Origin of the sequence: Agromyces sp. NPDC127015, from assembly GCF_042725165.1 — a bacterium.
GTDB classification, from domain to species: domain Bacteria; phylum Actinomycetota; class Actinomycetes; order Actinomycetales; family Microbacteriaceae; genus Agromyces; species Agromyces chromiiresistens.
This window is the reverse complement of record NZ_JBHXDI010000001.1, coordinates 1,015,326-1,040,068: the sequence shown is the minus strand read 5'-3', so window position 1 is coordinate 1,040,068 and position 24,743 is coordinate 1,015,326. Positions and strand designations below refer to the sequence as shown.

Below are 24,743 nucleotides of genomic sequence, written 5' to 3'. Positions count from 1 at the left end.
ACGTGACCCTGCGAACCATCTCCTCACTCGGCGACCTCGCGGGCAAGCGCGTCGTCGTCCGCTGCGACCTCAACGTTCCGTTGAACGACGGGGTCATCACGGACGACGGCCGCGTGCGCGCGTCCGTCCCGACGATCGACGCCCTGCGCTCGCAGGGCGCCCGCGTGATCGTCATCTCCCACCTCGGTCGCCCCGACGGCGCGCCCGACCCCAAGTACAGCCTGGCGCCCGTCGCCTCGCGGCTCGGCGAACTGCTCGGCGCCCCCGTGGCGTTCGCGACCGACACGGTCGGCGAGGATGCTTCGGCGAAGGCGGCGGCGCTCGGCGACGGCGACGTGCTCGTGCTCGAGAACCTGCGCTTCAACCCGGGGGAGACCTCGAAGAACGAGGCCGAGCGCACCGCGTTCGCCGGTGAGCTCGCGGCCTTCGCCGACGCGGTCGTCTCCGACGGCTTCGGCGTCGTGCATCGCAAGCAGGCGAGCGTGTACGAGCTCGCCGAGCTGCGCCCGAGCGCCGCGGGACTGCTGATCGCCGCCGAGCTCGACGTGCTCGACCGGCTCACCGAGAACCCCGAGCGCCCGTACACGGTCGTGCTCGGCGGTTCGAAGGTCTCCGACAAGCTCGGGGTCATCGCCCACCTGCTGCCCCGTGTCGATCGCCTCCTCATCGGTGGCGGCATGCTGTTCACGTTCCTCGCCGCCCAGGGGCACAAGGTCGCGTCGAGCCTGCTCGAGGCCGACCAGATCGACACCGTCAACGGCTACCTCGCCGAGGCCGCCGAGCGCGGGGTCGAACTCGTGCTGCCGACCGACGTCGTGGTCGCGGCATCGTTCTCGGCCGATGCGGAGCACGTCGTCACCCCGGCCGACGCGATCGAGGAGACGCCGTTCGGTGCCTCCGGGCTCGGCCTCGACATCGGTCCCGAGACGGCGGCGCGGTTCGCCGAGCTCGTGCGCGACTCGAAGACGGTGTTCTGGAACGGCCCGATGGGCGTCTTCGAACTCGCCCCGTTCGCCGCCGGCACCCGTGCGGTGGCCGAGGCGCTCACCGAGGTCGACGGCCTCAGCGTCGTCGGCGGAGGCGACTCGGCCGCTGCCGTGCGCGTGCTCGGCTTCGACGACGAACGATTCGGACACATCTCGACGGGCGGGGGCGCGAGCCTCGAATTCCTCGAGGGTAAGAAGCTCCCCGGACTGGAGGTCCTCGGATGGCAGTGAAGCGCACCCCGTTCATCGCAGGCAACTGGAAGATGAACCTCGACCACCTGCAGTCGATCGCGTTCGTGCAGAAGCTCGCGTGGGCGCTCGGCGACGCGAAGCACGACTTCGCCGACGCGGAGGTCGCGGTCTTCCCGCCGTTCACCGACCTGCGCAGCGTGCAGACGCTCGTCGCAGCCGACTCGCTGTCGATCGGCTATGGCGCGCAGGACCTGTCGAAGCACGACTCCGGCGCCTACACGGGTGAGATCTCGGGCGCGTTCCTGAAGCAGCTCGACTGCGGGTACGTCATCATCGGCCACTCCGAGCGGCGCACGCTGCACGGCGAGACCGACGACGACGTGAACGCGAAGGTCATCGCCGCCCACCGCCACGGCCTCGTGCCAGTGCTCTGCGTCGGTGAGACCGCGGACGACCTCGAGGCGCACGGTGCCAGCGCGGTGCCGGTCGCACAGCTGCGCGCGGCGCTCGAGGGCGTCGATGCGGCCAAGGGCCTCGTCATCGCCTACGAGCCGGTCTGGGCGATCGGATCGGGTCAGGCGGCGACGCCCGCCCAGGCCGAACAGGTCGCCGCCGCCCTGCGCGCGGTGCTCGCCGAGATCGCCGGCGACGAGATCGCCGCGTCGACCCGCATCCTCTACGGCGGATCGGTCAAGGCGGCCAACATCGCCGCGTTCCTGCGCGAGCCGAACGTCGACGGTGCGCTCGTGGGCGGTGCGAGCCTCGACATCGACGAGTTCTCGAGCATCGTCCGCTTCAAGAAGCACGTCGGCGCCTGACCCGCGTCGGGGGTCGGCGCGAGTCTCCGACCTCCGACGCCGCGCCCGGCTATACTCGATTGTCGGCATCGACCCCCTGCGTCGTGCCCGGAAAGGTTCACCGTGGAGATTCTCCAAGTCGTGCTCGAGGTGCTGCTCGGCCTCACGAGCCTGCTGCTGACGCTGCTCATCCTGCTGCACAAGGGTCGCGGCGGCGGTCTGTCCGACATGTTCGGCGGTGGCGTCACCTCGAGCCTGGGTGCGTCGGGCGTCGCCGAGCGCAACCTGAACCGCATCACGGTGGTGCTGGGCCTCGTCTGGATCACGTGCATCGTGATCCTCGGGCTCATCACGAAGTTCCAGACCGGCGCCTGACGAGGAGGAGACATGGCATCAGGCAACAGCGCCATCCGCGGATCCCGCGTGGGAGCCGGACCGATGGGCGAGCAGGACCGCGGCTTCCACGCCGATCGCGTCGCGATCAGCTACTGGGACGCCCAGGGCAACGAGACCGTCCGGTACTTCGCGGCGAACCTGCCCGAAGAGGAGATCCCCGACGTCATCGACAGCCCGTCCACGGGGCTGCCGGCTGGTCGTGACCGTGAGAATCCTCCCGCGGTGACCAAGCTCGAACCGTACAAGACCCACCTCGCGTACGTGAAGGAGCGTCGTACCGAAGACGAGGCGGCCGCGCTGCTCGACGAGGCGCTCACCCAGCTCCGTACCCGGCGCGGGCAGCTTCCCAAAGACTGAATTCGCTCCCTGGGCGACGAGAACGGGGCGGGCCATCGGCCCGCCCCGTTCGTCGTGCGTGGGGTGATCCGCGTCAGTACTCCCGGGCGATGAGCGCCTCGGGCACCTCGGCCGCGGCGTCGCGGTCGACGAAGAACACGGTGCGCCGGCGTCCCTTGATGCCGGCGACCGGCACCTCGTCGCGGCTCGCGCCGGCGAGTGCGAGCCCGAGGGCGGAGGCCTTGTCGGCACCCGCGAGCACCATCCATACGCGCTGAGACGCGTTGAGCACCGGGCGGGTGAGGCTGAGGCGCTCCGGCGGAGGCTTCGGCGAATCGCGCACGGGGATGACCGTCTGGTCGGCGACCTCGATGCCCGACCGGTGCGGGAAGAGCGAGGCGATGTGTCCATCGGGTCCGACGCCCAGGAACGTGATGTCGAAGATCGGGTGCTCGACGCCCTCGGCGGCATGGTCGGCCAGCTCGGCCGCGTACTCGACGGCGGCCTCGTCGAGCGTCAGCCCGGAGTCGGAAGCCGGGAACGGATGCACGTTCTCGTCGGGGAGGTCGAGATCGTCGAGGAGGGCGTCGCGCGACTGGCGATCGTTGCGATCGGCATCGCCGTGCGGAACCCACCGTTCGTCGCCCCACCAGAAGTGCACGCGCGACCAGTCGATCGACATGCGAGCGGGGGAGGCGGCCACGGCCTCGAGCACGGCCGAGCCCATCGACCCGCCCGTGAGCACGACGTGCACGACGGGCTGCGCGTCGAGCAGGTCGAGCGTCTTCGTGATGAATCGCGCGGCCACCGCGCCGGCGAGCGTCGCCTTGTCGGGGTGCACGAGCACCCGGCGTTCGTTCGTCACTCGATCTCCTCCGCACCGTCGTCGGCGAGGAGCCGGAGCCCCTTCGCGATGACTTCACCGTACAGCTCGTCGGGGTCGAGTCGGCGCAGCTCATCGGCGAGGCAGTCGCGAAGGCTGCGTCGGGGGAGCGCGACGTCGTGCAGCGGCTGGTCGGGCTGACGCAGCGTCGCAACTCCCGGCACGTCGCGCACGAGCTCGATGGGGCCGCTCGGGCGATCGAGCCGCACACCGTGGATGCCGTGCGACCCCTCGTCGACGCCGGTGAGCTCGACCTCGGTCGAGCAGCCGAGCTGCAGCCGCAGCCAGGCGCCGAGCAGGGTCGTCGACGGCGAGTCGATCGCGCCCGACACGTGCACCGCGGTGATCGGCTCGTAGGGCGGCTGGTCGAGCACGGCGGCGAGCTGGGCCCGCCAGAGCGTGAGCCTCGTCCACGAGAAGTCGGCGTCACCGGGGGTGTAGCTCGCCGCGAGCGCATGCAGGGCCGCCTGCGGATCGGGCTGGGTCGAGGCATCCGTGATGCGTCGCTGCGCGATGCGCCCGAGCGGTGAGCGCCCGGGCACCGCGGGCGCGGCGCCGGGCCACCACGTGACCACCGGGGCGTCGGGCAGCAGCAGGGCCATCACGAGGCTCTCCTCGTAGCGCGCGGCGTCGCCGTGCGCGCGGAGGATGATGACCTCGCTCGCACCCGCGTCGCCGCCCACCCGGATCTCGGCGTCGAGTCGGGCTTCGATCGCGTCGGATTCGGTACCGGGCTCGATCGAGACCACGATGACGCGCATCGGATGCTCGCGCGAGGCGTCGTTGGCCGCCTCGATGGCCTCCTCCTCGGCGTCGGGCGTGGTGGCGATGACGAGCGTGAGCACCCGGCCGAGGGCGACGACGCCGCCGTCCTCCCGGATCTTCACGAGCGTCTTCGAGACCTGGCTCGTGGTCGTGTCGGGCAGTTCGACGATCATGGGCGTCTCCAAGTGCGTCCGTCGCGGGCGAGCAGCTCGTCGGCCGAGCTCGGCCCCCAGGTGCCGGGCCGGTACTGTTCGGGCTGACCCTGGGTCGCCCAGAACTCCTCGATCGGGTCGAGGATCTTCCAGCTGAGCTCGACCTCCTCCTGGCGGGGGAAGAGCGGCGGGTCGCCGAGCAGCACGTCGAGGATGAGCCGCTCGTACGCCTCGGGGCTCGCCTCGGTGAACGCGTGGCCGTATCCGAAGTCCATCGTGACGTCGCGCACCTGCATGCCGGCGCCCGGAACCTTCGAGCCGAACCGGATGGTGACGCCCTCGTCGGGCTGCACGCGGATGACGAGCGCGTTCTGGCCCAGCTCGGAGGTCTGGCTGTCGGCGAAGAGCTGCTGCGGCGCCCGCTTGAACACGACGGCGATCTCCGTGACGCGACGCCCGAGGCGCTTGCCGGCACGCAGGTAGAACGGTACGCCGGCCCAGCGCCGGGTTCCGATCGTGAGCTTCATCGCCGCGTAGGTCTCGGTCGTCGAGGCGGGGTTCATGCCGTCCTCCTCGAGGAAGCCGACGACGTGCTCGCCACCCTGCCAGCCGCCCGAGTACTGACCGCGCGCGGTGCCCGTCGCGAGGTCCTCGGGGATGCGCACGGCGGCAAGGATCTTCTCCTTCTCAGCGCGCAGGTCGGCGGCGTCGAACGAGATCGGCTCCTCCATCGCGGTGAGCGCGAGCAGCTGCAGCAGGTGGTTCTGGATGACGTCGCGGGCCGCGCCGATGCCGTCGTAGTAGCCGGCACGACCGCCGACCCCGATGTCCTCGGCCATCGTGATCTGCACGTGGTCGACGTAGTTGGTGTTCCAGATCGGCTCGTACAGCTGGTTGGCGAAGCGCAGGGCGAGGATGTTCTGGACCGTCTCCTTGCCGAGGTAGTGGTCGATGCGGAAGACCGAGTCGGGCGGGAACACGCTCGCCACGACGTCGTTGAGCTCGCGCGCCGACGCCAGGTCGCTGCCGAACGGCTTCTCGATCACGACCCGCCGCCACTGGCCGTCGCGCTGCTCGGTGAGGCCCGAGCGCTTGAGCTGCTCGGTGACGAGCGGGAACGACTTCGGCGGGATGGACAGGTAGAACGCGTGGTTGCCCATCGTGCCGCGTTCGCGGTCGAGCGTCGCGACGACGTCACGCAGGCGGTCGAACGCCGCGTCGTCGTCGAACGTCCCGGTGACGAACCGGATGCCTCGCGCGAGCTGCTGCCAGACGTCCTCGCGGAACTCGGTGCGGGCGTACTCCTTCACGGAGTCGTGCACGATCTGTGCGAAGTCCTCGTCCTCCCAGTCGCGGCGGGCGAACCCGACGAGCGCGAAGCCCGGGGGCAGGAGCCCGCGGTTCGCGAGGTCGTAGACCGCCGGCATCAGCTTCTTGCGCGAGAGGTCGCCCGTCACGCCGAAGATGATGAGGCTCGACGGCCCCGCGATGCGGTTGAGCCGGTAGTCCTTGGGAGATCGGAGGGGGTTGTGGTGCGCCGAGATCTCTGCCGAAACCACGTGCCGGTCCTTTCGTTCGGTCACCCGATGGCGTCGATGAGCGGGCCGAGGTTCGCGGCCGGGTCGGTGAGCGTCAGTGTGAGCACCGGGCGCCCGTGCTCGGCGAGCACGCTCGCGTCGCCGGAGGCCTGGGCTGCGATGAGCTGCCCGAAGGTGAACGGGCGCTCGGGGATGGCGAGGTCGTCGACCGGCGTCTGCGTGATCTGCAGGAACACGCCGACCGCGGGGCCGCCCTTGTGGAACTGGCCCGTCGAGTGGAGGAACCGCGGGCCCCATCCGAAGGTGACGGGGCGACCGGCTCGCGCCGCGATGAGGTCGCGCAGCTTCGCGACCTCGGGGTGGGCGACCCGGTCGACGTAGGCCTGGATCGACACGTAGCCGTTCGCCGGCAGCTCCTCCAGCAGGACGTCGACGGCCGAGACGAGGTCGCTCGCGGCGCCGATCACCTCAGGGGTGCCGCGCACCTCGATGCCGTCGGCGACGAACGCGGCGGGCTCGGGTGCCGGACGCGCGTCGAGGAGGCCGCGCGCGGCGACCTTCGCCGATTCGACGTCGGGCTGGTCGAACGGGTTGATGCCGAGGAGACGCCCCGCCACGGCGGTCGCGTACTCCCACACGAGCAACTGGGCGCCGAGCGTGCCCGACACGCGGATGTCGCCCGACCGGTCGTGGGTGAAGATCGAGTCTCCTGCGTCGTCGACGAGGCGCACGACCTGCAGGTCGGGGAGCGACTCGCCGAGCTCGGGGGCATCGGCGTCGAGCACCACGGGCAGGATGCCGGTGCCCTCCTTGCCCGTGGACTCGGCGATCAGCTGCTCGGCCCAGTCGGCGAACCCGACGATGTGGGTGCCGTCGGCGACGATCGCGAGCTTGTCGCGCAGCGGCGCGGTCGCGGCGATCGCGGCGCCGAGCACGAGTCCGGGGTTGTCGGGCGTATCGATCGCGAGCGAGAGCTCGATGGTCTCGGCCTCGTCGAGGATCTCCGCGATGTCGACGCCCGCGAGGCCCGAGGGCACGAGGCCGAAGGCCGTGAGCGCCGAGTAGCGGCCGCCGACGTTCGGGTCGGCGTTGAAAACGCGGTATCCGGCCGCGCGGGCCGACTCGTCGAGCGGTGAACCCGGGTCGGTCACGACGATGATGCGGTCGGTCGGATCGATGCCGGCGTCGCGGAACGCCTGCTCGTAGGCCCGGCGTTGGCTGTCGGTCTCGACGGTCGAGCCCGACTTCGACGAGACGACGAGGGCGGATGCCTCGAGCCGGTCGCCGAGCGCGGCGCGGACCTGCCCCGGCTCGGTGGAGTCGAGGACCGTGAGATCGACGCGTGCGGTGCGCGTGATCACCTCGGGTGCGAGCGATGAGCCGCCCATGCCGGCGAGCACGATGTGGCGCACGCCGGCGGCCTCGAGTTCGTCGCGCAGGGCTTCGATCTCGGCAACGAGCGGGCGCGAGACCGCGACGGCCTCCGTCCAGCCGAGGCGCTTGCCGGCCTCGTCTTCGGCCGCGGGGCCCCAGAGCGCGGGGTCCTGCGCGGTGATGCCGCTCGCCACGAGGTCGGCGACGAGTGCCGGGACCGTGCGGCGCACCGCATCGGCGGCCGCGCCCGAGACGGAGATGCGGAAGCTCATCGGGCGGCCTCCAGCGCGGTGCGCACGGAGTCGAGCAGCTCGCCCCAGGAGATGTTGAACTTCTCGACGCCCTCGCGCTCGAGGAGTGCGGTGACGTCGTCGTAGTCGACGCCCACGGTCGCGAGCGCGTCGAGCACCTCGCCGGCGCCGGCGTAGTTGCCGGTGACGGTGTCGCCCTCGACGACGCCGTGGTCGAACGTCGCCTCGAGCGTCTTCTCGGGCATCGTGTTGACGACGCCTCGGGCGACGAGCTCGGTCACGTAGAGCGTGTCGGGCAGCGTCGGGTCCTTGACACCGGTCGAGGCCCAGAGCGGGCGCTGGAGGTTCGCGCCGGCGGCGATCAGCGCCTGGGCGCGCTCGGTCGCGAACTGCTCCTCGAACAGCTCGTACGCGAGCCGGGCGTTCGCGACGCCCGCCTTGCTCTTGAGGGCCAGCGCCTCGGGCGTGCCGATGGCGACGAGCCGCTTGTCGATCTCGGTGTCGACGCGGGAGACGAAGAACGAGGCGACCGAGTGGATCTGCGACAGGTCGTGACCCGCCGCCTTCGCCTGCTCGAGGCCGGAGAGGTAGGCCTCGATGACCTCGCGGTGGCGGTCGAGGCTGAAGATGAGCGTGACGTTGACGCTGATGCCGGCGCCGATCGTCTCGCGGATCGCGTCGAGGCCCTCGACGGTCGCGGGGATCTTGATCATCGCGTTCGGTCGGTCGACCTTCGCCCACAGGGCCTTCGCCTGGGCGACGGTGCCCTCGGTATCGTGGGCGAGACCGGGCTCGACCTCGATCGAGACGCGGCCGTCGACGCCGCCGGTGCGGTCGTAGACGGGCCGCAGCACGTCGGCGGCCGCGCGCACGTCGTCGGTCGTGATGTCGAACACCGCGGTGTTGACGTCGGCGCCCGCGACGGCGAGCTCGTGCAGGTGCTCGGTGTAGCCGTTGCCCGCGGTGAGCGCGTTCGCGAAGATCGTGGGGTTCGTGGTGACGCCGACGACGTTGCGCTCGGCGATGAGGCGGGCGAGGTCGCCCGTCACGAGGCGCTCGCGCGAGAGGTCGTCGAGCCAGATGCTGACGCCGGCCTCCGAGAGGGCGGCGGTGGGGGAGCTGGTCATGGGGTGTCTCCTCTTCTGGCTCGCGTCAGGCCGACGCGAGCGATTCCTTCGCGGCGGCGACGACGGCCTCGGCCGTGATGCCGAACTCGCGGAACAGGGTCTTGTAGTCGGCGGACGCGCCGAAGTGCTCGATCGACACCGACCGGCCGCGATCGCCGACGTACCGGTGCCAGGTGAGCGCGATGCCGGCCTCGACCGACACCCGTGCCGTCACCGACGCAGGAAGCACCGACTCGCGGTACGCGGCATCCTGCTCGTCGAACCACTCGAGGCTGGGGGCGGAGACGACGCGGGCGCCGATGCCCTCAGCGGCCAGCGTCTCGCGGGCGGCGAGTGCGAGCTGCACCTCGGAGCCCGTCGCGATGATGATCACGTCGGGTTCGCCCGACGCGGCGTCGGCCAGCACGTAGGCGCCCTTCGCGGTGTTCGCGGCGCTCGCGAGCACGTCGCCGGATGCCTCGCCGTCGCCCCGCTCGAACACCGGGATGTTCTGGCGGGTGAGGGCGATGCCGGCCGGTCCGCCGCGTCGCTTCAGGATCTCGAGCCACGCGTGGGCGACCTCGTTGGCGTCGGCGGGACGCACGACGTCGAGGCCCGGGATCGCGCGGAGCGTCGCGAGCTGCTCGATCGGCTGATGGGTCGGTCCGTCCTCGCCGAGGGCGACCGAGTCGTGGGTCCAGACGAAGATCGAGGGGACCTGCATGAGCGCGGCGAGCCGGACCGACGGCCGCATGTAGTCGCTGAAGATGAGGAACGTGCCGCCGAACGCACGGGTCGGGCCGTGCAGCACGATGCCGTTCACGATCGCGGCCATCGCGTGCTCGCGGATTCCGAAGTGCAGCACGCGGCCGTAGGGGTTGCCCGCCCACTCGTGCGTCGAGTGCTCGGTCGGCACGAACGAGCCGCCGCCGTTGATGGTCGTGAGGTTCGACTCGGCGAGGTCGGCCGAACCGCCCCAGAGCTCGGGCAGCTCCGCGGCGAGGGCGTTGATGACCTTGCCGGAAGCGGCACGCGTCGACACCTCGGTGCCGCCTTCGAAGACGGGCAGCGCGTCGGCGATGCCCTCGGGAAGCTCGCCCGCCTCGAGGCGATCGAGCAGCGCCTTGCGCTCGGGATTCGCCGCGGCCCAGGCGTCGAACGTCTGCTGCCACTCGGCGTGCGCGGCAGCACCGCGCTCGCGCGCGGCGCGGGTGTGTGCGATCACATCCTCGGCGACGACGAAGCTCTCCTCGGGGTCGAAGCCGAGCACCTCCTTCGTCGCCGCGAGCTCGGCGCCGCCGAGGGCGGAACCGTGGATCTTGCCGGAGTTCTGCTTGCCGGGCGAGGGCCAGCCGATGATCGTCTTCAGGATGATGATCGAGGGCTTCGCCTGCTCGGCCTTCGCGGCATCGATCGCGCGGTGGAGCTCGTGGACGTCTTCGACGTACTCGCCGGTCTTCTTCCAGTCGACCGTCTGCACGTGCCAGCCGTACGACTCGTAGCGCTTCGCGACGTCCTCGGTGAAGGCGATGTTGGTGTCGTCCTCGATGGAGATCTGGTTCGAGTCGTAGATGACGACGAGGTTGCCGAGCTGCTGGTGGCCGGCGAGGCTCGACGCCTCCGAGGTGACGCCCTCCTGCAGGTCGCCGTCGCCTGCGATCACGTAGACGAAGTGGTCGAAGGGGCTCTCGCCGGCCGGGGCGTCGGGGTCGAAGAGGCCGCGCTCGTAGCGGGCGGCGTACGCGAAGCCGACGGCGGAGGCGAGGCCCTGGCCGAGCGGGCCGGTCGTGATCTCGACGCCGGCGGTGTGGCCGTACTCGGGGTGGCCGGGGGTCTTCGAGCCCCAGGTGCGGAGCGCCTTCAGGTCGTCGAGCTCGAGGCCGTCGCCGGCGAAGTAGAGCTGCACGTACTGGGTGAGCGACGAATGCCCCGCCGAGAGGATGAACCGGTCGCGGCCCAGCCAGGCGTGGTCGGCCGGGTCGCGGCGCATGACCTTCTGGAAGAGGAGGTAGGCGGCGGGGGCCAGGCTCATCGCGGTGCCGGGGTGGCCGTTGCCGACCTTCTCGACGGCGTCAGCCGCGAGCACCCGGGCGGTGTCCACCGCGCGATCGTCGATGGATTCCCAGTGCAGAGTTGCCACGAGGTGCAGTTCCTTCCGTTCGTGACGGCGACGGGGAACTCGTCCCCGACCCGCCGAGGACGTTGCGGCGCGGTACCGCCGGGCGCGTGAACCGGTTGGGATGCCTTGGGGGGAATCGTGGATCACGGCGCCAAGCGCGCATTCCTCAGTATATGGACTTCGTGACGCGCGATGACGGGGTATGACTCACACCGCGCAGTGTCTCGTGTGAGGGTTGCGGTGGCGCCGAACCGGGCCCGGCCGGCCGGATGGCCTAGAATCGTCGGGAGGCGGCGCGGCGCCCGGCACGAGCCTGCGCGCGCGCCTCGGAAGAGGAACGATGCAGGCAGCCGTAGACACCCGTGAAGCCCGACCGGCGATGACCGTTCGGCGCAAGCTCGCCGCCTATCTCGCGCTCACTAAGCCGCGCGTCATCGAGCTGCTGCTCGTCGTGACGGCGCCGACCATGATCCTCGCGCAGCAGGGGCTGCCGAGCCTGTGGCTGATGCTCGCGACCCTCATCGGCGGTGCCATGAGCGCCGGTTCCGCAGGGGCGTTCAACTGCTACATCGATCGCGACATCGACCGGGTCATGAAGCGCACCCAGGGGCGCCCGCTCGTCACCGGTGAACTCAGCGACCGCGAGGCGCTCGTCTTCGCGTACGCGCTGGGCGCGGCATCCATCGTCTGGCTGTGGGTCTTCACGAACTGGCTCGCCGCACTGCTCTCGCTCGCGGCGATCCTGCTCTACGTCGTCTTCTACAGCCTGATCCTCAAGCGCCGCACCGCGCAGAACATCGTCTGGGGCGGCATCGCGGGCTGCATGCCCGTGCTCATCGGCTGGGCGGCCGTCACCGGCAGCCTCGACTGGGCACCGTTCATCCTGTTCCTGATCATCTTCCTGTGGACCCCGCCGCACTACTGGCCGCTGTCGATGAAGTACAAGGACGACTACGCGGCGGCCGGTGTTCCGATGCTCGCCGTCGTGCGCGGTCGGGCGCAGGTCGGACTCCAGGTCATCCTCTACGCGTGGGCGACGGTCGCCTGCTCGCTCCTGCTGATCCCCGTTGCCGACATGGGGCTGGTGTACTCGACCGTCGCGATCGTCACGGGCGTCTGGTTCATCTACGAGACGCACCGCCTGTACAACCTCGCGATCCGGCACGTCCAGGTCTCGCCGATGCGCGTGTTCCACGGCTCGATCGCGTACCTGTCGCTGCTGTTCCTCGCGGTCGGCGTCGACCCGCTGCTGCCCTTCTGAGTCAGGGTCTCACCTCCCTTCCGGGCGCAATTTGCGCCCGTCGCCTCTTCGGAGATCGCCACCGACTCGGAAGGGTGTCAGCCCGTGGCTCCGAAAGCTGGATTATCTCCGATCGGGCGGCGTCGGGCGGACTCTGGGTACTCGAGGACGACGGCGCGCACGTCGCGAAGGACGCGCACGGCGCCGTGCCGCCGCTCGCCGCACGAGTCCACTGGTCGAGACCGCTTGTGCCGCGGCATCCCGACGCGCTCCTCGACCCGATCGAGAACGTCCTTGCGCTCGTGGCTCGTTCTGCTCGGCTACCACGTCATCAGGGTGGGCTCTCACCACGTCGTCCACGACTGGCCGGGAGTGCAGGACCGCATCGCGCGGGCGGTCGCGCAGGGCCTGCACCGGCGCTGACTGCTGTCTTTGTCATGGCATCCGGATCGGGAGTGCGACAGAGATCGGGGATCGCCGTGAACGCGGAGCGATCGGGCTCCAGGTGCCCGAACCTGCGCTGATCTCCGAAATGGTGGCGCGGGTCAGGCGGATGCCGCGACCGGGGTACGCGACACCTCGGCAGCGATCGGGCGCTTCAGGTGCAGGATGACGAGGGTCATCGCGGCAGCCGAGAGGGCGGCGAGCACCATGTGCACCCCGACGGCGAGCGGCGGCAGGCCGTTGCGCGCCTGGTAGAGGCCGACCGCGATCTGCACGAGTTCGACGACGAGCAGCGCGGTCGCCCAGCGGCGGGTCGGCAGGCCGTCGCGCCATGCGGCGATGACGAGCACGAGGGTGAGTACGAACAGCAGGTAGCCGGGCCACGCGTGCACGTGCTCGAGGACCTCGGAGTCGAAGCCGGTGCGACCGGCTGCCGCGTCGCCCGAGTGGGGACCCGACCCGGTCGTGAGGACGCCGAAGACGATCGAGATCGCGAGCACCGCGCTCGTCGCATGCGTGAGTCCCGCGTACCAGGCGGGAACGGCCCGCTCACGAGGGCCTGCGGGTTCGTCGAGACGGGCGAGGAAAGCTGCGGTGACGCAGACGAGCACGAGCGAGGAGACGTAGTGGAAGCCGACGATGAACGGGTTGAGGCCTGTCCAGACGGTGATGCCGCCGACGATCGCCTGCGCGACGATGCCGATGCCGACGATCAGCGAGAGCACGAACAGGTCGCGCCGCTCGCGCCGGATGCGCCAGACGAGCAGGAACACGATGAGGGCGAGGACGCCCACGACTCCGGTCATCGTCCGATTGCCGAACTCGATCAGCGAGTGGTAGCTCAGCTCCTCGGTGGGCACGAGCGACTCCGGCGTGCACGTCGGCCAGGTCGGGCATCCGAGACCCGAACCGGTGAGGCGCACCGCGCCGCCGGTCGCGATGATCGTCACCTGCGCGACGAAGGAGGCCCAGGCGAAGAAGCGGAGTGAACGGGGCACGCGGGTCGTTCCTGATCCGGGTCGCGCTGTGACGGGGCTGGGAGTCCCAGGACCCACACGGCGGCGACCCTATAGACTTGAGTGGTTGGCGCAACTGTTGCGACGCGCGCAAGAGCGCGGCACGCAGGCACCAGCCATCTTAGGTTCGCACTGGAGCCACCCGCACATCATCACCCGCTCACCGAGTGCCTCGACTGGCGAGGGGGATGAGCCGGACTGATAGCCGGTCGCACGGGAGGAGAAGAGGGAGAGCATGACGGACGTACTGATCGACCGCCCCGAGCTCGAAGGGCTCGGCAATTACGAGTTCGGCTGGGCCGACTCCGACGCCGCGGGGGCCTCGGCCCGTCGCGGAATCTCGCCGGAGGTGGTCGCCGATATCTCGCGGTTGAAGGACGAGCCGGAGTGGATGCTCCAGCGCCGCCAGCGCGGCCTGCAGCTCTTCGAGCGCAAGCCCATGCCGACCTGGGGCGCCGACCTGTCGGAGATCGACTTCGACAACATCAAGTACTTCGTGCGCTCGACCGAGAAGCAGGCCCAGACCTGGGAGGACCTGCCCGACGACATCAAGAACACCTACGAGCGACTCGGCATCCCCGAGGCCGAGCGCCAGCGCCTCGTCGCGGGCGTCGCGGCCCAGTACGAGTCCGAGGTCGTCTACCACCAGATCAACGAAGAGCTCGAGCGCCAGGGCGTCATCTTCATGGACACCGACACGGCGCTGCGCGAGCACCCCGAGTTCTTCGAGGAGTACTTCGGCACCGTCATCCCCGCCGGCGACAACAAGTTCGCCGCGCTGAACACGGCGGTCTGGTCGGGCGGCTCGTTCGTCTACGTGCCGAAGGGCGTGCACGTCGAGATCCCGCTGCAGGCCTACTTCCGCATCAACACCGAGAACATGGGCCAGTTCGAGCGCACGCTCATCATCGCCGACGAAGGCTCGTACGTGCACTACATTGAGGGCTGCACCGCCCCGATCTACAAGAGCGACTCGCTGCACTCGGCCGTCGTCGAGATCATCGTGAAGAAGAACGCCCGCGTTCGCTACACGACGATCCAGAACTGGTCGAACAACGTCTACAACCTCGTCACGAAGCGCGCCACGGCTGCCGAGGGCGCCACCATGGAATGGGTCGACGGCAACATCGGCTCGAAGGTGACGATGAAGTACCCGTCGATCTTCCTCATGGGCGAGCACGCCAAGGGCGAGACCCTCTCGGTCGCCTTCGCCGGCCCGGGCCAGCACCAGGACGCGGGCGCGAAGATGATCCACATGGCGCCGTACACGCAGTCGTCGATCGTCTCGAAGTCGATCGCACGCGGCGGCGGCCGCGCCGGCTACCGCGGCGAGGTCCGCGTCGACGCGAACGCCCACCACGCGGCCAACACCGTGCGCTGCGACGCGCTGCTCGTCGACACGATCTCGCGCAGCGACACGTACCCGGCGATCGACATCCGGGTCGACGACGTGCAGCTCGGACACGAGGCCACGGTCTCGAAGGTCTCGGAGGAGCAGCTGTTCTACCTGATGGCCCGCGGCATCCCCGAGGACGAGGCCATGGCGATGATCGTGCGCGGCTTCATCGAGCCGATCGCGCGCGAGCTGCCGATGGAATACGCGATGGAACTCAACAAGCTCATCGAGATGGGCATGGAAGGATCGGTCGGCTAAGCGATGACCACCGCAATGCAGAGCACCGCTATGCCCACCGCAGAGCAGCACGGGCTCGTCGCGCACTCCGACGGCGCGTTCGTCCCGGTCCAGACCCGTTCCGAGCGCTTCCGCTCCGTGAACGTCGAGGACTTCGAGCCGGTCAACGGCCGCGAGCACGAGTGGAAGCTGTCGCCCGTCGCGGCGTTCGCCGACCTGACCTCGGGTGCGCTCGACGGCTCTCGTCCCGACGTCGAGGCCGATGAGGTCGACGGCGTCGCCGTCTCGTGGATCGCCCGCGACGACGCCCGCATCGGCACGGCCGGCACGCCGGAGGAGCGCGCGAGCGCCAACGCCTGGTCGAGCTTCGACGAGGCGCTCCTCATCTCCGTGACCGGTGAGGACGACAAGGTCGCGACCGTCACCCGCTCGGGTCTCGGCGCCACGCCTCGCGCGGCCCACACGATCATCGAGATCGCGCCGAACAGCCGCGGCCTCGTCGTCCTCCGAGGCACCGGCGACGCCCGCCTGTCCGAGAACCTCGAGATCCTCGTGGGCGAGGGCGCTCAGCTCACCGTCGTCTCGCTGCAGGAGTGGAGCGACGACTCGGTGCACCTCGCGAGCCAGTTCGCGAAGGTCGGCCGCGACGCCTTCCTCAAGCACATCGTCGTCTCCCTCGGGGGCAAGGTCGTGCGGGTGAACCCCTCGACCCACCTCGCCGAGCAGGGCGCCGACGTCGAGGCGCTCGGCCTCTACTTCGCGGACGCCGGACAGCACCTCGAGCAGCAGGTCTACGTGCACCACGACGCGCCGCACACCAAGAGCCGCGTGACCTACAAGGGTGCCCTGCAGGGCGAGGGCGCGCGCACCGTCTGGATCGGCGACGTGCTCATCGGCCAGAAGGCGACCGGCACCGACAGCTACGAGCAGAACCGCAACCTCGTGCTCACCGAGGGCACGCGCGCCGACTCGGTGCCGAATCTCGAGATCGAGACCGGCGACATCGAGGGCGCCGGCCACGCGTCGGCGACCGGCCGGTTCGACGACGAGCAGCTCTTCTACCTGATGGCCCGCGGCATCCGCGAAGAGGAGGCGCGTCGCCTCGTCGTGCGTGGCTTCCTCACCGAGGTCGTGCAGAAGATCGGCTCGCCCGAGCTCGAATCGCGGCTCACCGCCGCCATCGAAGCCGAACTGCAGGGGAACTGACGTGGCATCCGTTCGTGTCTGCGCCGTCGACGAGCTCGTCGAGAACCAGGCGTCGCGATTCGTTCTGGACGGCGTGCCGATCGCGGTCGTGAAGGACTCCGCGGGCGACGTCTTCGCGATCGGCGACACATGCACCCACGGCGACATCTCGCTCGCCGAGGGCTTCGTCGAGGACGACACGCTCGAATGCTGGGCCCACGGCTCGAAGTTCTCGCTGAAGACCGGCAAGCCCCTCACCCTCCCGGCCTACGAGCCGGTTCCCGTCTACCGGGTCGAGATCGAGGGCGGCGACGTCCACATCGACCCCTCGGTCACGCTGACCGTCTGACCCACGCTGTTCCGGCCGCGGCCGGCTACCGAAAGAGAATTCCCAAGAACATGTCTGTGCTCGAGATCAAGAACCTGCACGTCAACGTCGAGACCGACCAGGGCACCCGCGAGATCCTCCGCGGCGTCGACCTCGTCATCAACGAGGGCGAGATCCACGCCATCATGGGCCCGAACGGATCGGGCAAGTCGACGCTCGCCTACACCATCGCCGGCCACCCCAAGTACACGGTCGTCGAGGGCGAGATCCTCCTCGACGGCGAGAACGTCCTCGAGATGTCGGTCGACGAGCGTGCTCGCGCGGGTCTCTTCCTCGCGATGCAGTACCCGGTCGAGATTCCCGGCGTCACCGTCACGAACTTCCTCCGCACGGCGAAGACGGCGATCGACGGCGAGGCGCCGAGCGTCCGCACGTGGGTGAAGGACGTCCGCGAGTCGATGTCGAACCTGAAGATGGACTCGGCCTTCGCCGAGCGCAACGTCAACGAGGGCTTCTCGGGCGGCGAGAAGAAGCGCAACGAGATCCTCCAGCTCGAGCTGCTGAAGCCGCGGTTCGCGGTCCTCGACGAGACCGACTCGGGCCTCGATGTCGATGCGCTCAAGATCGTCTCGGAGGGCGTCAACCGCGCTAAGGCGAACACGGGCCTCGGCATCCTGCTCATCACGCACTACACGCGCATCCTCCGCTACATCAAGCCCGACTTCGTGCACGTGTTCGTCGCCGGTCGCATCGCCGAGCAGGGTGGCCCCGAGCTCGCCGACCGCCTCGAGGACGAGGGCTACGACCGCTACCAGGTCGCCGAGCCGGCGTCCGCGGCCGCCGCCGAATAGTCCACGGGTAGAATCGCACCATGGTCACCTCACTCGCGCCCGAGCGCTACGACGAGGTCTCCGAGGCCCTGAAAGACGTCATGGACCCGGAGCTCGGGGTCAACATCGTCGACCTCGGCCTCATCTACGACCTGGGCTGGGACGACGAGAACGACGCGCTCGTCATCCACATGACGCTCACGAGCGCCGGCTGCCCGCTGACCGACGTCATCGAGGAGCAGACGGCCGAGGCCCTCGACGGGGTTGTCGAGGCGTTCCGCATCAACTGGGTGTGGATGCCGCCGTGGGGCCCCGAACGCATCACCGACGACGGCCGCGACATGATGCGGGCGCTCGGCTTCGCGATCTGACCCGGTCGCCCGAACCACGAGCACGGATGCCTCGTGCAGCAGTCGCTGCACGAGGCATCCGTCGTTTCAGGTCAGGCCGCGGCGAGCGAGCAGCGCGTCGATCCGCGGCTCGCGGCCGAGGAAGGCGCGCACGGACTCGCGCGGATCGCGCGAGCCGCCCGGGCCGAGGATCTCCGCCCGGAACCGGTCGCCGTTCTCGCGCGTCGCGCCGCCGTGCTCCTCGAACCAGGCCATGATGTCGGCGCCCGGCACCTCGCTCCAGACGTACGAGTAGTAGCCCGCGTCGTAGCCGCCCGCGAAGACGTGGGCGAAGTAGCCGCTCGAGTACCGCGGCGGCAGCAGCGGGTCGGCGAGCCCGGCGGCGTCGAGCACCGCGCGCTCGAATTCCGCGACGTCGGCGGGCGCCAGTGCCGCGGCGGTCTCTGCGTCGAGCCGGTGCCAGGCCTGGTCGAGGATCGCGGCCGCGAGGTATTCGGTCGTCGAGAATCCCTCGCCGAACGTGCGCGACGCGAGGAGGCGCTCGACGAACTCGGTGGCGAGCCGTTCTCCCGTCTCGTGGTGCACCGCATAGTTCCCGAGGACCTCGGGCCGCAGCATCCAGAGCTCGTTCACCTGGCTCGGCAGCTCGACGAAGTCGCGGAAGACGTTCGTGCCCGCGGCGCTCGGGAACCGCACGCGCGCGAGCAGCCCGTGCAGGGCGTGGCCGAACTCGTGGAAGAGCGTCTCGGCCTCGTCGAAGGTGAGGAGCGTCGGGTCGCCGTCGGCGGGCTTCTGCACGTTGAGGTGGTTGACGACGACGGGCAGGTCGCCCGTGAGCTCCGACTGCTCGACGAGGGAGCTCATCCAGGCGCCGCCGCGCTTCGAGGAGCGCGCGTAGAGGTCGAGCACGTACAGCCCGACGGCGGCGCCGTCCGCCTCGCTCACCTCGAACACCCGCGCGTCGGGGTGGTGGCCGACGAGGTCGGGCCGTTCGGCGAACCGGAGCCCGTAGAGCAGGGTCGCCGCGTGGAACACGCCGTCTCGGAGCACCCGGTCGGCCTCCAGGTACGGGCGCATCGCCGCGAGGTCGACGTCGTGGCGTTCAGCCCGTTCGCGCTGGGCGAGGTAGATCCAGTCGGATGCCTCGAACGGGCGCAGTCCGTCCCGCTCGGCCCGTCCGGCGAGGGCGGTCGCCTCTCGCTGCGCGTTCGCCATGGCGGTCGGCGCGAGCCTCCCGAGCAGTTCGGCGACGGCCTCTGCCGTCCCGGCGGTCTCGTCGGCGGTGACCGCGCTCGCGTGGTCGGCGAAGCCCAGCAGCTTCGCCCGCTCGGCGCGGAGCGCGACAAGCGCGAGCAGGATCTGGCGGGTGTCGTGGTCGCCGCCCGAGGTGCCGCGACCCCGCGACGCGGCGAACAGCTGGTCGCGCGACGCTGGAGAGTCGAGCTCGGCGAGTGCGGGCTGCTGCGTCGACAGGACGAGGGGGAGGAGCCAGCCGTCGAGCCCGCGGGCCACCGCCGCCGCACGAGCCGTCGCGCGGCGCCGGTCGTCGAGCCCCGCAAGGTCGTGTTCATCGGTGAGATGGAGCGCCCGCTCGTTGGTGTCGGCGAGGAGCGTCTGCTGGAAGGCGGTCGTGAGTCCGGCGATGCGTTCGTTGAGGCGTTCGAGCGCGGCGCGCCCGTCGGGGTCGAGGCGGGCGCCGGCGAGCACGGCGACGCGATGCCGGCGGCGCAGCAGGTATGCCTCGTCGTCGGCGAGCTCCAACCCGCCGGCGTCGAGTCGCGCGACGAGCGCGTCGATTCGCGCGAACAGGCGGGGTTCGAGAAGCAGCGCGTCGCGGTGCGCGGCGAGCCTCGGCGCGAGTTCGGCCTCGATCGCGTCGACGGCCTCGTCGGCGTCGGCCGAGCTGCGGTTCTCGAAGACCGGGAGCACCCGGCGGAGCGTCGCGCCGGAGCGCTCGAGGGCGACGATCGTGTTCTCGAACGTCGGCAGGTCGGCGTCGCCGGCGATGCGGTCGAGCTCTTCGCGCTGCTCGCCCATGCCGAGTTCGAGCGCCTCCCGGAAGTCGGCGGGGGTGATGAGCTCGAACAGGGGCAACCGGTACGGGAGCGGACTCGGGTCGAGCAGCGGGTTGCGATGGGCGTCGTCCATCCGTCAACACTACGGGCGCGGCCGATCGGGGCGGCGGCGCGTGGATCCGTGTCGCCGCGCGGCGCCGGGCTTCTCATCCGCGCGTCGCGCGCGCCATGATCGATCCATGACCGTTCGCATCAGCACCGTGCTCGTCCCGTTCGGCCCGGCGACCGCCCTCGAGCTGACCGATGCCCAGGTCGACGCGCTCGGCGGCGGAAAGCGCGCCGCGGTCGTCGTCGGCATCGCCGGCCGCTCCGCGCGGGTGCGCCTGGCCGTGATGGACGGCCGCAACGTCATCGGGCTGTCGAAGGCGGTGCGCGCCGAGCTCGGCGTCGACATCGGTGATGCGGTCGAGGCGACCGTCGACCTCGACACCGCCGAGCGCGCGGTCGACGTGCCGGCCGACCTCGCGGCAGCCCTCGACGCCGAGCCGCCCGCGAGGAGGGCCTTCGAGGCGCTGTCGTACTCACGGCGGAAGGAGCTCGCACGCGGCGTCGCCGAGGCGAAGCGCCCCGAGACGCGCGAGCGCCGGATCGCGGCCGCCGTCGAAACGCTGCGCGCGTAGGCTCGGGTCATGGAGAGCGAATCGCCGTCGACCCGCGACGCGTACACCCACGGCCATCACGCGAGCGTCCTGCGCATCCACGCGTGGCGCACCGTCGAGAACTCGGCGGCGTACCTCGCCCCGCATCTCGATGCCGGCGCCCGCATCCTCGACGTCGGCTGCGGCCCGGGCACGATCACCGTCGACCTCGCGCGCCGCGTGCGCCCGGGAAGGGTCGTCGGCATCGACGCGTCTGAAGACGTCGTGGCGCAGGCCGCCGGCCTCGCAGCGAGCGAGGGGGTCGGCAACGTCGAGTTCCGCACGGGTGATGCCTACGAGCTCGACGTCGACGACGACGCCTTCGACGTCGTGCACGCCCACCAGGTGCTGCAGCATCTCGCCCGGCCCGTCGACGCGCTGCGCGAGTTCCGGCGCGTGCTCAGGCCCGGGGGACTGCTCGCCGTACGCGACGTCGACTACGGCGGGATCATCTGGAGCCCGGCCTCGGCGGGCCTCGATCGCTGGCTCGCGCTGTACCACGACGTGCACGACTGGAACGGCGGCGACGCTCACGCCGGCCGCCACCTCAAGCGGTGGGCGCGCGAGGCGGGATTCGCCGACGTGACCGCGTCGGGCTCCGTCTGGGTGTTCGCGAGCGACCTCGAGCGCGAGTGGTGGGGCGGTTCGTGGGCCGAGCGGGCGACCGAGTCGAGCTTCGCCGCACACGCGATCGAGTCGGGACACTCCAACCCCGACGAGCTCCGGCGGGTCGCGCAGGCGTGGCGCGACTGGGCGGCCGATCGTGACGGGTGGCTGCTCATGCCGCACGGCGAGGTGCTCGCCCGGGCCTGAGCGGGTACCGCCGGTCGAGGAGCGCTACCAGTCCTCGTCGGCGTCGAGCGCGTCGGCGATGACCTCGCGAACGACGGTGCCGTCGTCGAGCTCGGCGATCGGGCGTCCCTCGAGCCAGGTGAGGGTCCAGTGGCGACCAGCGGGATCGCCCTCGAACGCGGCCTCGGCTGCGGCGATGCGCGGACGGAGGTCGCCCGGCACCGAGGCCGGAGGCTCGTCGCCGAACGCCCACCTCGTGCCGAGTCGCATCAGGCCTCCATCTCGTAGGTCACCCAGCTCGTGCGCTTCGCGAGGCGGTCGTAGAGCTGCTGCGCGGTCTCGTTGTCGGCGGCCGTGATCCACGCCACGCCCCCGTGGCCGACCTCGGCTGCGCGAGCGTGCACGAACTCGATGAGCGCACGGCCGGTGCCCGTGCCGCGCTGCGACTCGGCCACGTAGAGGTCGTCGAGGTACATGCCGTAGGTGGCGCTCAGCGACTCGGGGACCTGGCGGAAGTGCGCGAGCCCGACGGGCGTGCCCTCCTCGTCGACGGCGAGCGCGGCCTGCAGCGGATTGTGCTCGTCGCGCAGCCAGTTCCAGACGATGAGCGCCTTCTGGTCGTCGAGCTCGGTCTCGTAGAACGTGCAGTACGCCTCGAAGAGCGGCAGCCAGCCGAAGAAGTCGTCGTCTCCGGCCATCCGGATCTCGTTGGTCATGGTTTCCCCTATTCGGACGGCGCCTCGAAGACGACGTCGCGGACGTCGAACTCGTCGGCCTCGGTGAAGGCGAGCTCGGCGATGCGCCCGACCGCGCGCAGGTCGGATGCCACGTGCTCGAGCAGCGCGGTCGTCGCGGCGGGCGCGGCGATCGTCGCGTGGGCGACGGGCGTCTTCTGCGAGGCCTTGACGTCGGTCTTCGCGCGCCGGATACCGGTGAGCGCGAGGCTCGCGAGCTCGAGCAGCTCGCCGCTCGCCTCGCCGCGGGCCGAGAGCTCGTCGGCGGTCGGCCAGGCGGCCCGGTGCACCGAGCCGTCGTGCGACCAGCTCCACGCCTCCTCGGTGGCGAACGGGATGACCGGGGCGAAGAGCCGCAGCAGCACGCCGAGCGCCGTCTTCAGCGCGGCGACGGCCGAGGCCTGCTCGGGGCTGGGCTCGCCGTACGCGCGCTCCTTGACGAGCTCGAGGTAGTCGTCGCAGAAGGTCCAGAAGAAGGTCTCCGCGACCTCGAGCGCACGAGCGTGGTCGTACGACTCGAGCGCGCGGGTGGCGCGGTCCACGACCGTGGCGAGCTCGGCGAGCATGCTGCGGTCGACGGGCACCGTCACCGGGGCGTCCGCCGAGCCCTCGAAGCCGAGGATGAACTTCGCGGCGTTGAGGACCTTGATCGCGAGCCGGCGCCCGATCTTCACCTGGGTCGGGTTCTGCGGGTCGAACGCGGCGTCGGTGCCGAGTCGGCTCGACGCGGCCCAGTAGCGCACGGCGTCGGAGCCGTGCTGCTCGAGCAGTCCGGCGGGCGTCACGACGTTGCCCTTCGACTTCGACATCTTCTTGCGGTCGGGATCGACGATGAAGCCCGAGATCGCCGCGTTCGCCCACGGCGCGACCCCGTGCTCGAGCTCGGCGCGCAGCGTCGTCGAGAAGAGCCAGGTGCGGATGATGTCCTGGCCCTGCGGGCGCAGCGAGTAGGGGAAGACGAGGCTCCAGAGCTCGGGATCGCGCTCCCAGCCGCCCGCGAGCTGCGGGGTGAGCGACGAGGTCGCCCACGTGTCCATCACGTCGTGCTCGCCGATGAAGCCGCCGGGCGCTCCGCGCTGCGCCTCGTCGTAGCCGGGCGCGGGTGCGGACGACGGGTCGACGGGCAGCAGGTCCTGGGTGGCGACGATCGGTTCGTCGAACACGGGGTCGCCCTGCGCGTCGAGCGGGTACCAGACGGGGATGGGCACGCCGAAGAAGCGCTGGCGCGAAACGAGCCAGTCGCCCGAGAGGCCGCCGACCCAGTTGTCGTAGCGCACGCGCATGAAGTCGGGGTGCCAGTCCATCTCGCGGCCGTGCGCGAGGAGTCGCTCGCGCAGCGCCTCGTCGCGCGCGCCGTTCTTGATGTACCACTGGCGCGTCGACACGATCTCGAGCGGCTTGTCGCCCTTCTCGAAGAACTTCACCGGATGGGTGATCGACTTCGGGTCGGCGAGCAGGTCGCCTGAGTCGCGCAACTGCTGCACGACCGCCTGCTTCGCGCTGAACGTGGTCTTGCCGGCGAGCTCGGCGTAAGCCGAGCGCCCCGCCTCGGAGGTGATCGCCTCGGGCGCCTCGGCGATGACCCGGCCGTCGAATCCGATGATCGCGCGGTTGGGCAGGTCGAGCTCGCGCCACCAGACGACGTCGGTCACGTCGCCGAAGGTGCAGATCATGGCGATGCCGGTGCCCTTGTCCTTCTGGGCGAGGTGGTGCGCGACGACCGGCACCTCGACGCCGAACACCGGCGTCGTCACCGTCGTGCCGAAGAGGGGCTGGTAGCGCTCGTCGTCGGGATGTGCCACGAGCGCGACGCACGCGGGGATGAGCTCGGGCCGGCTCGTCTCGATCTCGACGATGCCGCCGTCGGGGCGGTGGAACGACACCCGGTGGTAGTGCCCAGGCTGCTCGCGGTCTTCGAGCTCGGCCTGGGCGACGGCGGTGCGGAAGGTCACGTCCCACAGCGTCGGCGCGAGCGCCTGGTAGGCCTCGCCGCGCTCGACGTTGCGGACGAACGCGAGCTGCGAGGTGAACAGCGCCTCGTCGGCGATGGTGCGGTACGTCTGGGTCCAGTCGACCGAGAGGCCGAGCGTGCGCCAGAGCGCCTCGAACTGCTGCTCGTCCTCGACGGTCAGTCGCTCGCAGAGCTCGATGAAGTTGCGGCGCGAGATCGGCACCTGGTCGGCGGCCTTCGTCGACTTGCCGTCGCCGCCCTCGAACGGCGGCACGAAGTCCTCGACGTAGGGGAGAGTCGGGTCGCAGCGCACGCCGTAGTAGTTCTGCACGCGGCGCTCGGTCGGCAGGCCGTTGTCGTCCCACCCCATCGGGTAGAACACGTGCTTGCCGCGCATGCGCTGGAAGCGGGCGACGACGTCGGTGTGGGTGTACGAGAAGACGTGGCCGATGTGCAGCGAACCCGAGGCCGTCGGCGGGGGAGTGTCGATCGAGTAGATGCACTCGCGCGTGGCCGATCCGCGGTCGAACCGGTAGGTGCCCTCACGCTCCCACGCGCCTCCCCAGACCGATTCGAGGCCTTCGAGAGCGGGCTTGTCGGGGATGCGCGAGGTGTCGGTCATGATGCTCCGG

Annotated in this window: 23 protein-coding genes; 12 read left to right on the top strand and 11 right to left on the bottom strand. The window is 70.5% G+C overall.

The window, feature by feature from the left end; genetic code table 11:
- Positions 1-2: 2 nt before the first annotated feature.
- The 4 genes from ACFWGP_RS04855 (at position 3) to ACFWGP_RS04840 (ending at position 2,728) form a co-directional block, all read left to right on the top strand.
- Positions 3-1,217: a phosphoglycerate kinase gene (locus ACFWGP_RS04855; protein WP_231430935.1), complete on the top strand. Its 1,215-nt coding sequence runs from the start codon at positions 3-5 to the stop codon at positions 1,215-1,217.
- On the top strand, positions 1,208-1,996 hold the full coding sequence (gene tpiA / locus ACFWGP_RS04850) for a triose-phosphate isomerase (RefSeq protein ID WP_231430936.1): 789 nt from the start codon (positions 1,208-1,210) through the stop codon (positions 1,994-1,996). Before ACFWGP_RS04855 ends, tpiA begins: the two co-directional genes overlap by 10 nt.
- Positions 1,997-2,098: 102 nt before the next feature.
- The gene (gene secG, locus ACFWGP_RS04845; protein WP_231430937.1) at positions 2,099-2,350 is read left to right on the top strand and encodes a preprotein translocase subunit SecG; all 252 of its coding nucleotides are present in this window, start codon (positions 2,099-2,101) and stop codon (positions 2,348-2,350) included.
- A 12-nt stretch (positions 2,351-2,362) separates the two neighbouring features.
- On the top strand, positions 2,363-2,728 hold the full coding sequence (locus ACFWGP_RS04840) for an RNA polymerase-binding protein RbpA (RefSeq protein WP_231430938.1): 366 nt from the start codon (positions 2,363-2,365) through the stop codon (positions 2,726-2,728).
- Between the two features lie 73 nt (positions 2,729-2,801).
- Here ACFWGP_RS04840 and pgl read toward each other — a convergent pair whose 3' ends face one another.
- The 6 genes from pgl to tkt are packed head-to-tail and all read right to left on the bottom strand — an operon-like array spanning position 2,802 to position 10,916.
- On the bottom strand, positions 2,802-3,572 hold the full coding sequence (pgl, locus tag ACFWGP_RS04835; RefSeq protein ID WP_376930233.1) for a 6-phosphogluconolactonase: 771 nt from the start codon (positions 3,570-3,572) through the stop codon (positions 2,802-2,804).
- Complete coding sequence (locus ACFWGP_RS04830) at positions 3,569-4,528, bottom strand: glucose-6-phosphate dehydrogenase assembly protein OpcA (RefSeq protein ID WP_275506935.1); 960 nt, start codon at positions 4,526-4,528, stop codon at positions 3,569-3,571. The genes pgl and ACFWGP_RS04830 overlap by 4 nt, the downstream gene beginning before the upstream one ends.
- Complete coding sequence (gene zwf / locus ACFWGP_RS04825; RefSeq protein WP_231430941.1) at positions 4,525-6,066, bottom strand: glucose-6-phosphate dehydrogenase; 1,542 nt, start codon at positions 6,064-6,066, stop codon at positions 4,525-4,527. Before zwf ends, ACFWGP_RS04830 begins: the two co-directional genes overlap by 4 nt.
- Positions 6,067-6,086: 20 nt before the next feature.
- Positions 6,087-7,691 (bottom strand): glucose-6-phosphate isomerase, encoded by a 1,605-nt coding sequence (locus ACFWGP_RS04820; RefSeq protein WP_275506936.1) that lies wholly within the window; start codon positions 7,689-7,691, stop codon positions 6,087-6,089.
- Complete coding sequence (gene tal / locus ACFWGP_RS04815) at positions 7,688-8,797, bottom strand: transaldolase (RefSeq protein ID WP_376930232.1); 1,110 nt, start codon at positions 8,795-8,797, stop codon at positions 7,688-7,690. Before tal ends, ACFWGP_RS04820 begins: the two co-directional genes overlap by 4 nt.
- Positions 8,798-8,822: 25 nt before the next feature.
- Positions 8,823-10,916 carry a transketolase gene (gene tkt / locus ACFWGP_RS04810; protein WP_275506938.1) on the bottom strand — a complete coding sequence of 698 codons (2,094 nt, stop codon included), beginning with the start codon at positions 10,914-10,916 and terminating at the stop codon, positions 8,823-8,825.
- Between the two features lie 319 nt (positions 10,917-11,235).
- On the opposite strand from tkt, the gene ACFWGP_RS04805 reads away from it, so the two are divergent.
- Entirely contained in the window at positions 11,236-12,156 is a 921-nt protein-coding gene (locus tag ACFWGP_RS04805) for a heme o synthase (RefSeq protein ID WP_275506939.1), read from the top strand.
- A gap of 524 nt (positions 12,157-12,680) precedes the next feature.
- On the opposite strand, the gene ACFWGP_RS04800 is transcribed toward ACFWGP_RS04805, so the two are convergent.
- Positions 12,681-13,577, bottom strand: a complete 897-nt coding sequence (locus ACFWGP_RS04800) for a heme A synthase (protein WP_231430946.1) — start codon at positions 13,575-13,577, stop codon at positions 12,681-12,683.
- A 253-nt stretch (positions 13,578-13,830) separates the two neighbouring features.
- Here ACFWGP_RS04800 and sufB point away from each other — a divergent pair, with 253 nt between their 5' ends.
- The 5 genes from sufB to ACFWGP_RS04775 are packed head-to-tail and all read left to right on the top strand — an operon-like array spanning position 13,831 to position 17,942.
- Positions 13,831-15,249, top strand: a complete 1,419-nt coding sequence (gene sufB, locus ACFWGP_RS04795) for a Fe-S cluster assembly protein SufB (protein WP_231430947.1) — start codon at positions 13,831-13,833, stop codon at positions 15,247-15,249.
- 30 nt (positions 15,250-15,279) lie between these two features.
- Positions 15,280-16,434 (top strand): Fe-S cluster assembly protein SufD, encoded by a 1,155-nt coding sequence (sufD, locus tag ACFWGP_RS04790; RefSeq protein ID WP_376930231.1) that lies wholly within the window; start codon positions 15,280-15,282, stop codon positions 16,432-16,434.
- Position 16,435: 1 nt separating this feature from the next.
- On the top strand, positions 16,436-16,762 hold the full coding sequence (locus ACFWGP_RS04785; protein WP_231430949.1) for a non-heme iron oxygenase ferredoxin subunit: 327 nt from the start codon (positions 16,436-16,438) through the stop codon (positions 16,760-16,762).
- Positions 16,763-16,812: 50 nt separating this feature from the next.
- A complete protein-coding gene (gene sufC / locus ACFWGP_RS04780) occupies positions 16,813-17,592 on the top strand; it encodes a Fe-S cluster assembly ATPase SufC (RefSeq protein WP_231430950.1) in 780 nt (259 codons plus the stop codon).
- A 20-nt stretch (positions 17,593-17,612) separates the two neighbouring features.
- Positions 17,613-17,942, top strand: coding sequence for a metal-sulfur cluster assembly factor (locus tag ACFWGP_RS04775; protein WP_231430951.1), 330 nt, complete (start codon positions 17,613-17,615; stop codon positions 17,940-17,942).
- A gap of 66 nt (positions 17,943-18,008) precedes the next feature.
- Here ACFWGP_RS04775 and ACFWGP_RS04770 read toward each other — a convergent pair whose 3' ends face one another.
- Complete coding sequence (locus tag ACFWGP_RS04770) at positions 18,009-20,069, bottom strand: M3 family metallopeptidase (protein ID WP_376930230.1); 2,061 nt, start codon at positions 20,067-20,069, stop codon at positions 18,009-18,011.
- A gap of 106 nt (positions 20,070-20,175) precedes the next feature.
- Between ACFWGP_RS04770 and ACFWGP_RS04765 the strand changes: the two genes are divergently transcribed.
- A complete protein-coding gene (locus ACFWGP_RS04765) occupies positions 20,176-20,616 on the top strand; it encodes a YdeI/OmpD-associated family protein (RefSeq protein WP_376930229.1) in 441 nt (146 codons plus the stop codon).
- A 9-nt stretch (positions 20,617-20,625) separates the two neighbouring features.
- Positions 20,626-21,447 (top strand): methyltransferase domain-containing protein, encoded by an 822-nt coding sequence (locus tag ACFWGP_RS04760; RefSeq protein WP_376930228.1) that lies wholly within the window; start codon positions 20,626-20,628, stop codon positions 21,445-21,447.
- 24 nt (positions 21,448-21,471) lie between these two features.
- Here ACFWGP_RS04760 and ACFWGP_RS04755 read toward each other — a convergent pair whose 3' ends face one another.
- The 3 genes from ACFWGP_RS04755 to valS are packed head-to-tail and all read right to left on the bottom strand — an operon-like array spanning position 21,472 to position 24,733.
- A complete protein-coding gene (locus tag ACFWGP_RS04755; protein WP_231430955.1) occupies positions 21,472-21,696 on the bottom strand; it encodes a hypothetical protein in 225 nt (74 codons plus the stop codon).
- Positions 21,696-22,142 carry a GNAT family N-acetyltransferase gene (locus tag ACFWGP_RS04750; RefSeq protein WP_231430956.1) on the bottom strand — a complete coding sequence of 149 codons (447 nt, stop codon included), beginning with the start codon at positions 22,140-22,142 and terminating at the stop codon, positions 21,696-21,698. The genes ACFWGP_RS04755 and ACFWGP_RS04750 overlap by 1 nt, the downstream gene beginning before the upstream one ends.
- Before the next feature lie 8 nt (positions 22,143-22,150).
- The gene (gene valS / locus ACFWGP_RS04745; RefSeq protein WP_376930227.1) at positions 22,151-24,733 is read right to left on the bottom strand and encodes a valine--tRNA ligase; all 2,583 of its coding nucleotides are present in this window, start codon (positions 24,731-24,733) and stop codon (positions 22,151-22,153) included.
- Between the last annotated feature and the right edge of the window lie 10 nt (positions 24,734-24,743).

Bases quoted from the DNA above. Each gene is read 5' to 3' on its own strand.
- tpiA (WP_231430936.1), top strand. From the start codon at position 1,208: ATGGCAGTGAAGCGCACCCCGTTCATCGCAGGCAACTGGAAGATGAAC.
- ACFWGP_RS04840 (WP_231430938.1), top strand. From the start codon at position 2,363: ATGGCATCAGGCAACAGCGCCATCCGCGGATCCCGCGTGGGAGCCGGA.
- ACFWGP_RS04830 (WP_275506935.1), bottom strand. From the start codon at position 4,528: ATGATCGTCGAACTGCCCGACACGACCACGAGCCAGGTCTCGAAGACG.
- ACFWGP_RS04820 (WP_275506936.1), bottom strand. From the start codon at position 7,691: ATGAGCTTCCGCATCTCCGTCTCGGGCGCGGCCGCCGATGCGGTGCGC.
- tal (WP_376930232.1), bottom strand. From the start codon at position 8,797: ATGACCAGCTCCCCCACCGCCGCCCTCTCGGAGGCCGGCGTCAGCATC.
- ACFWGP_RS04805 (WP_275506939.1), top strand. From the start codon at position 11,236: ATGCAGGCAGCCGTAGACACCCGTGAAGCCCGACCGGCGATGACCGTT.
- sufB (WP_231430947.1), top strand. From the start codon at position 13,831: ATGACGGACGTACTGATCGACCGCCCCGAGCTCGAAGGGCTCGGCAAT.
- sufD (WP_376930231.1), top strand. From the start codon at position 15,280: ATGCCCACCGCAGAGCAGCACGGGCTCGTCGCGCACTCCGACGGCGCG.
- sufC (WP_231430950.1), top strand. From the start codon at position 16,813: ATGTCTGTGCTCGAGATCAAGAACCTGCACGTCAACGTCGAGACCGAC.
- ACFWGP_RS04775 (WP_231430951.1), top strand. From the start codon at position 17,613: ATGGTCACCTCACTCGCGCCCGAGCGCTACGACGAGGTCTCCGAGGCC.
- ACFWGP_RS04770 (WP_376930230.1), bottom strand. From the start codon at position 20,069: ATGGACGACGCCCATCGCAACCCGCTGCTCGACCCGAGTCCGCTCCCG.
- ACFWGP_RS04765 (WP_376930229.1), top strand. From the start codon at position 20,176: ATGACCGTTCGCATCAGCACCGTGCTCGTCCCGTTCGGCCCGGCGACC.
- ACFWGP_RS04760 (WP_376930228.1), top strand. From the start codon at position 20,626: ATGGAGAGCGAATCGCCGTCGACCCGCGACGCGTACACCCACGGCCAT.
- ACFWGP_RS04755 (WP_231430955.1), bottom strand. From the start codon at position 21,696: ATGCGACTCGGCACGAGGTGGGCGTTCGGCGACGAGCCTCCGGCCTCG.
- ACFWGP_RS04750 (WP_231430956.1), bottom strand. From the start codon at position 22,142: ATGACCAACGAGATCCGGATGGCCGGAGACGACGACTTCTTCGGCTGG.
- valS (WP_376930227.1), bottom strand. From the start codon at position 24,733: ATGACCGACACCTCGCGCATCCCCGACAAGCCCGCTCTCGAAGGCCTC.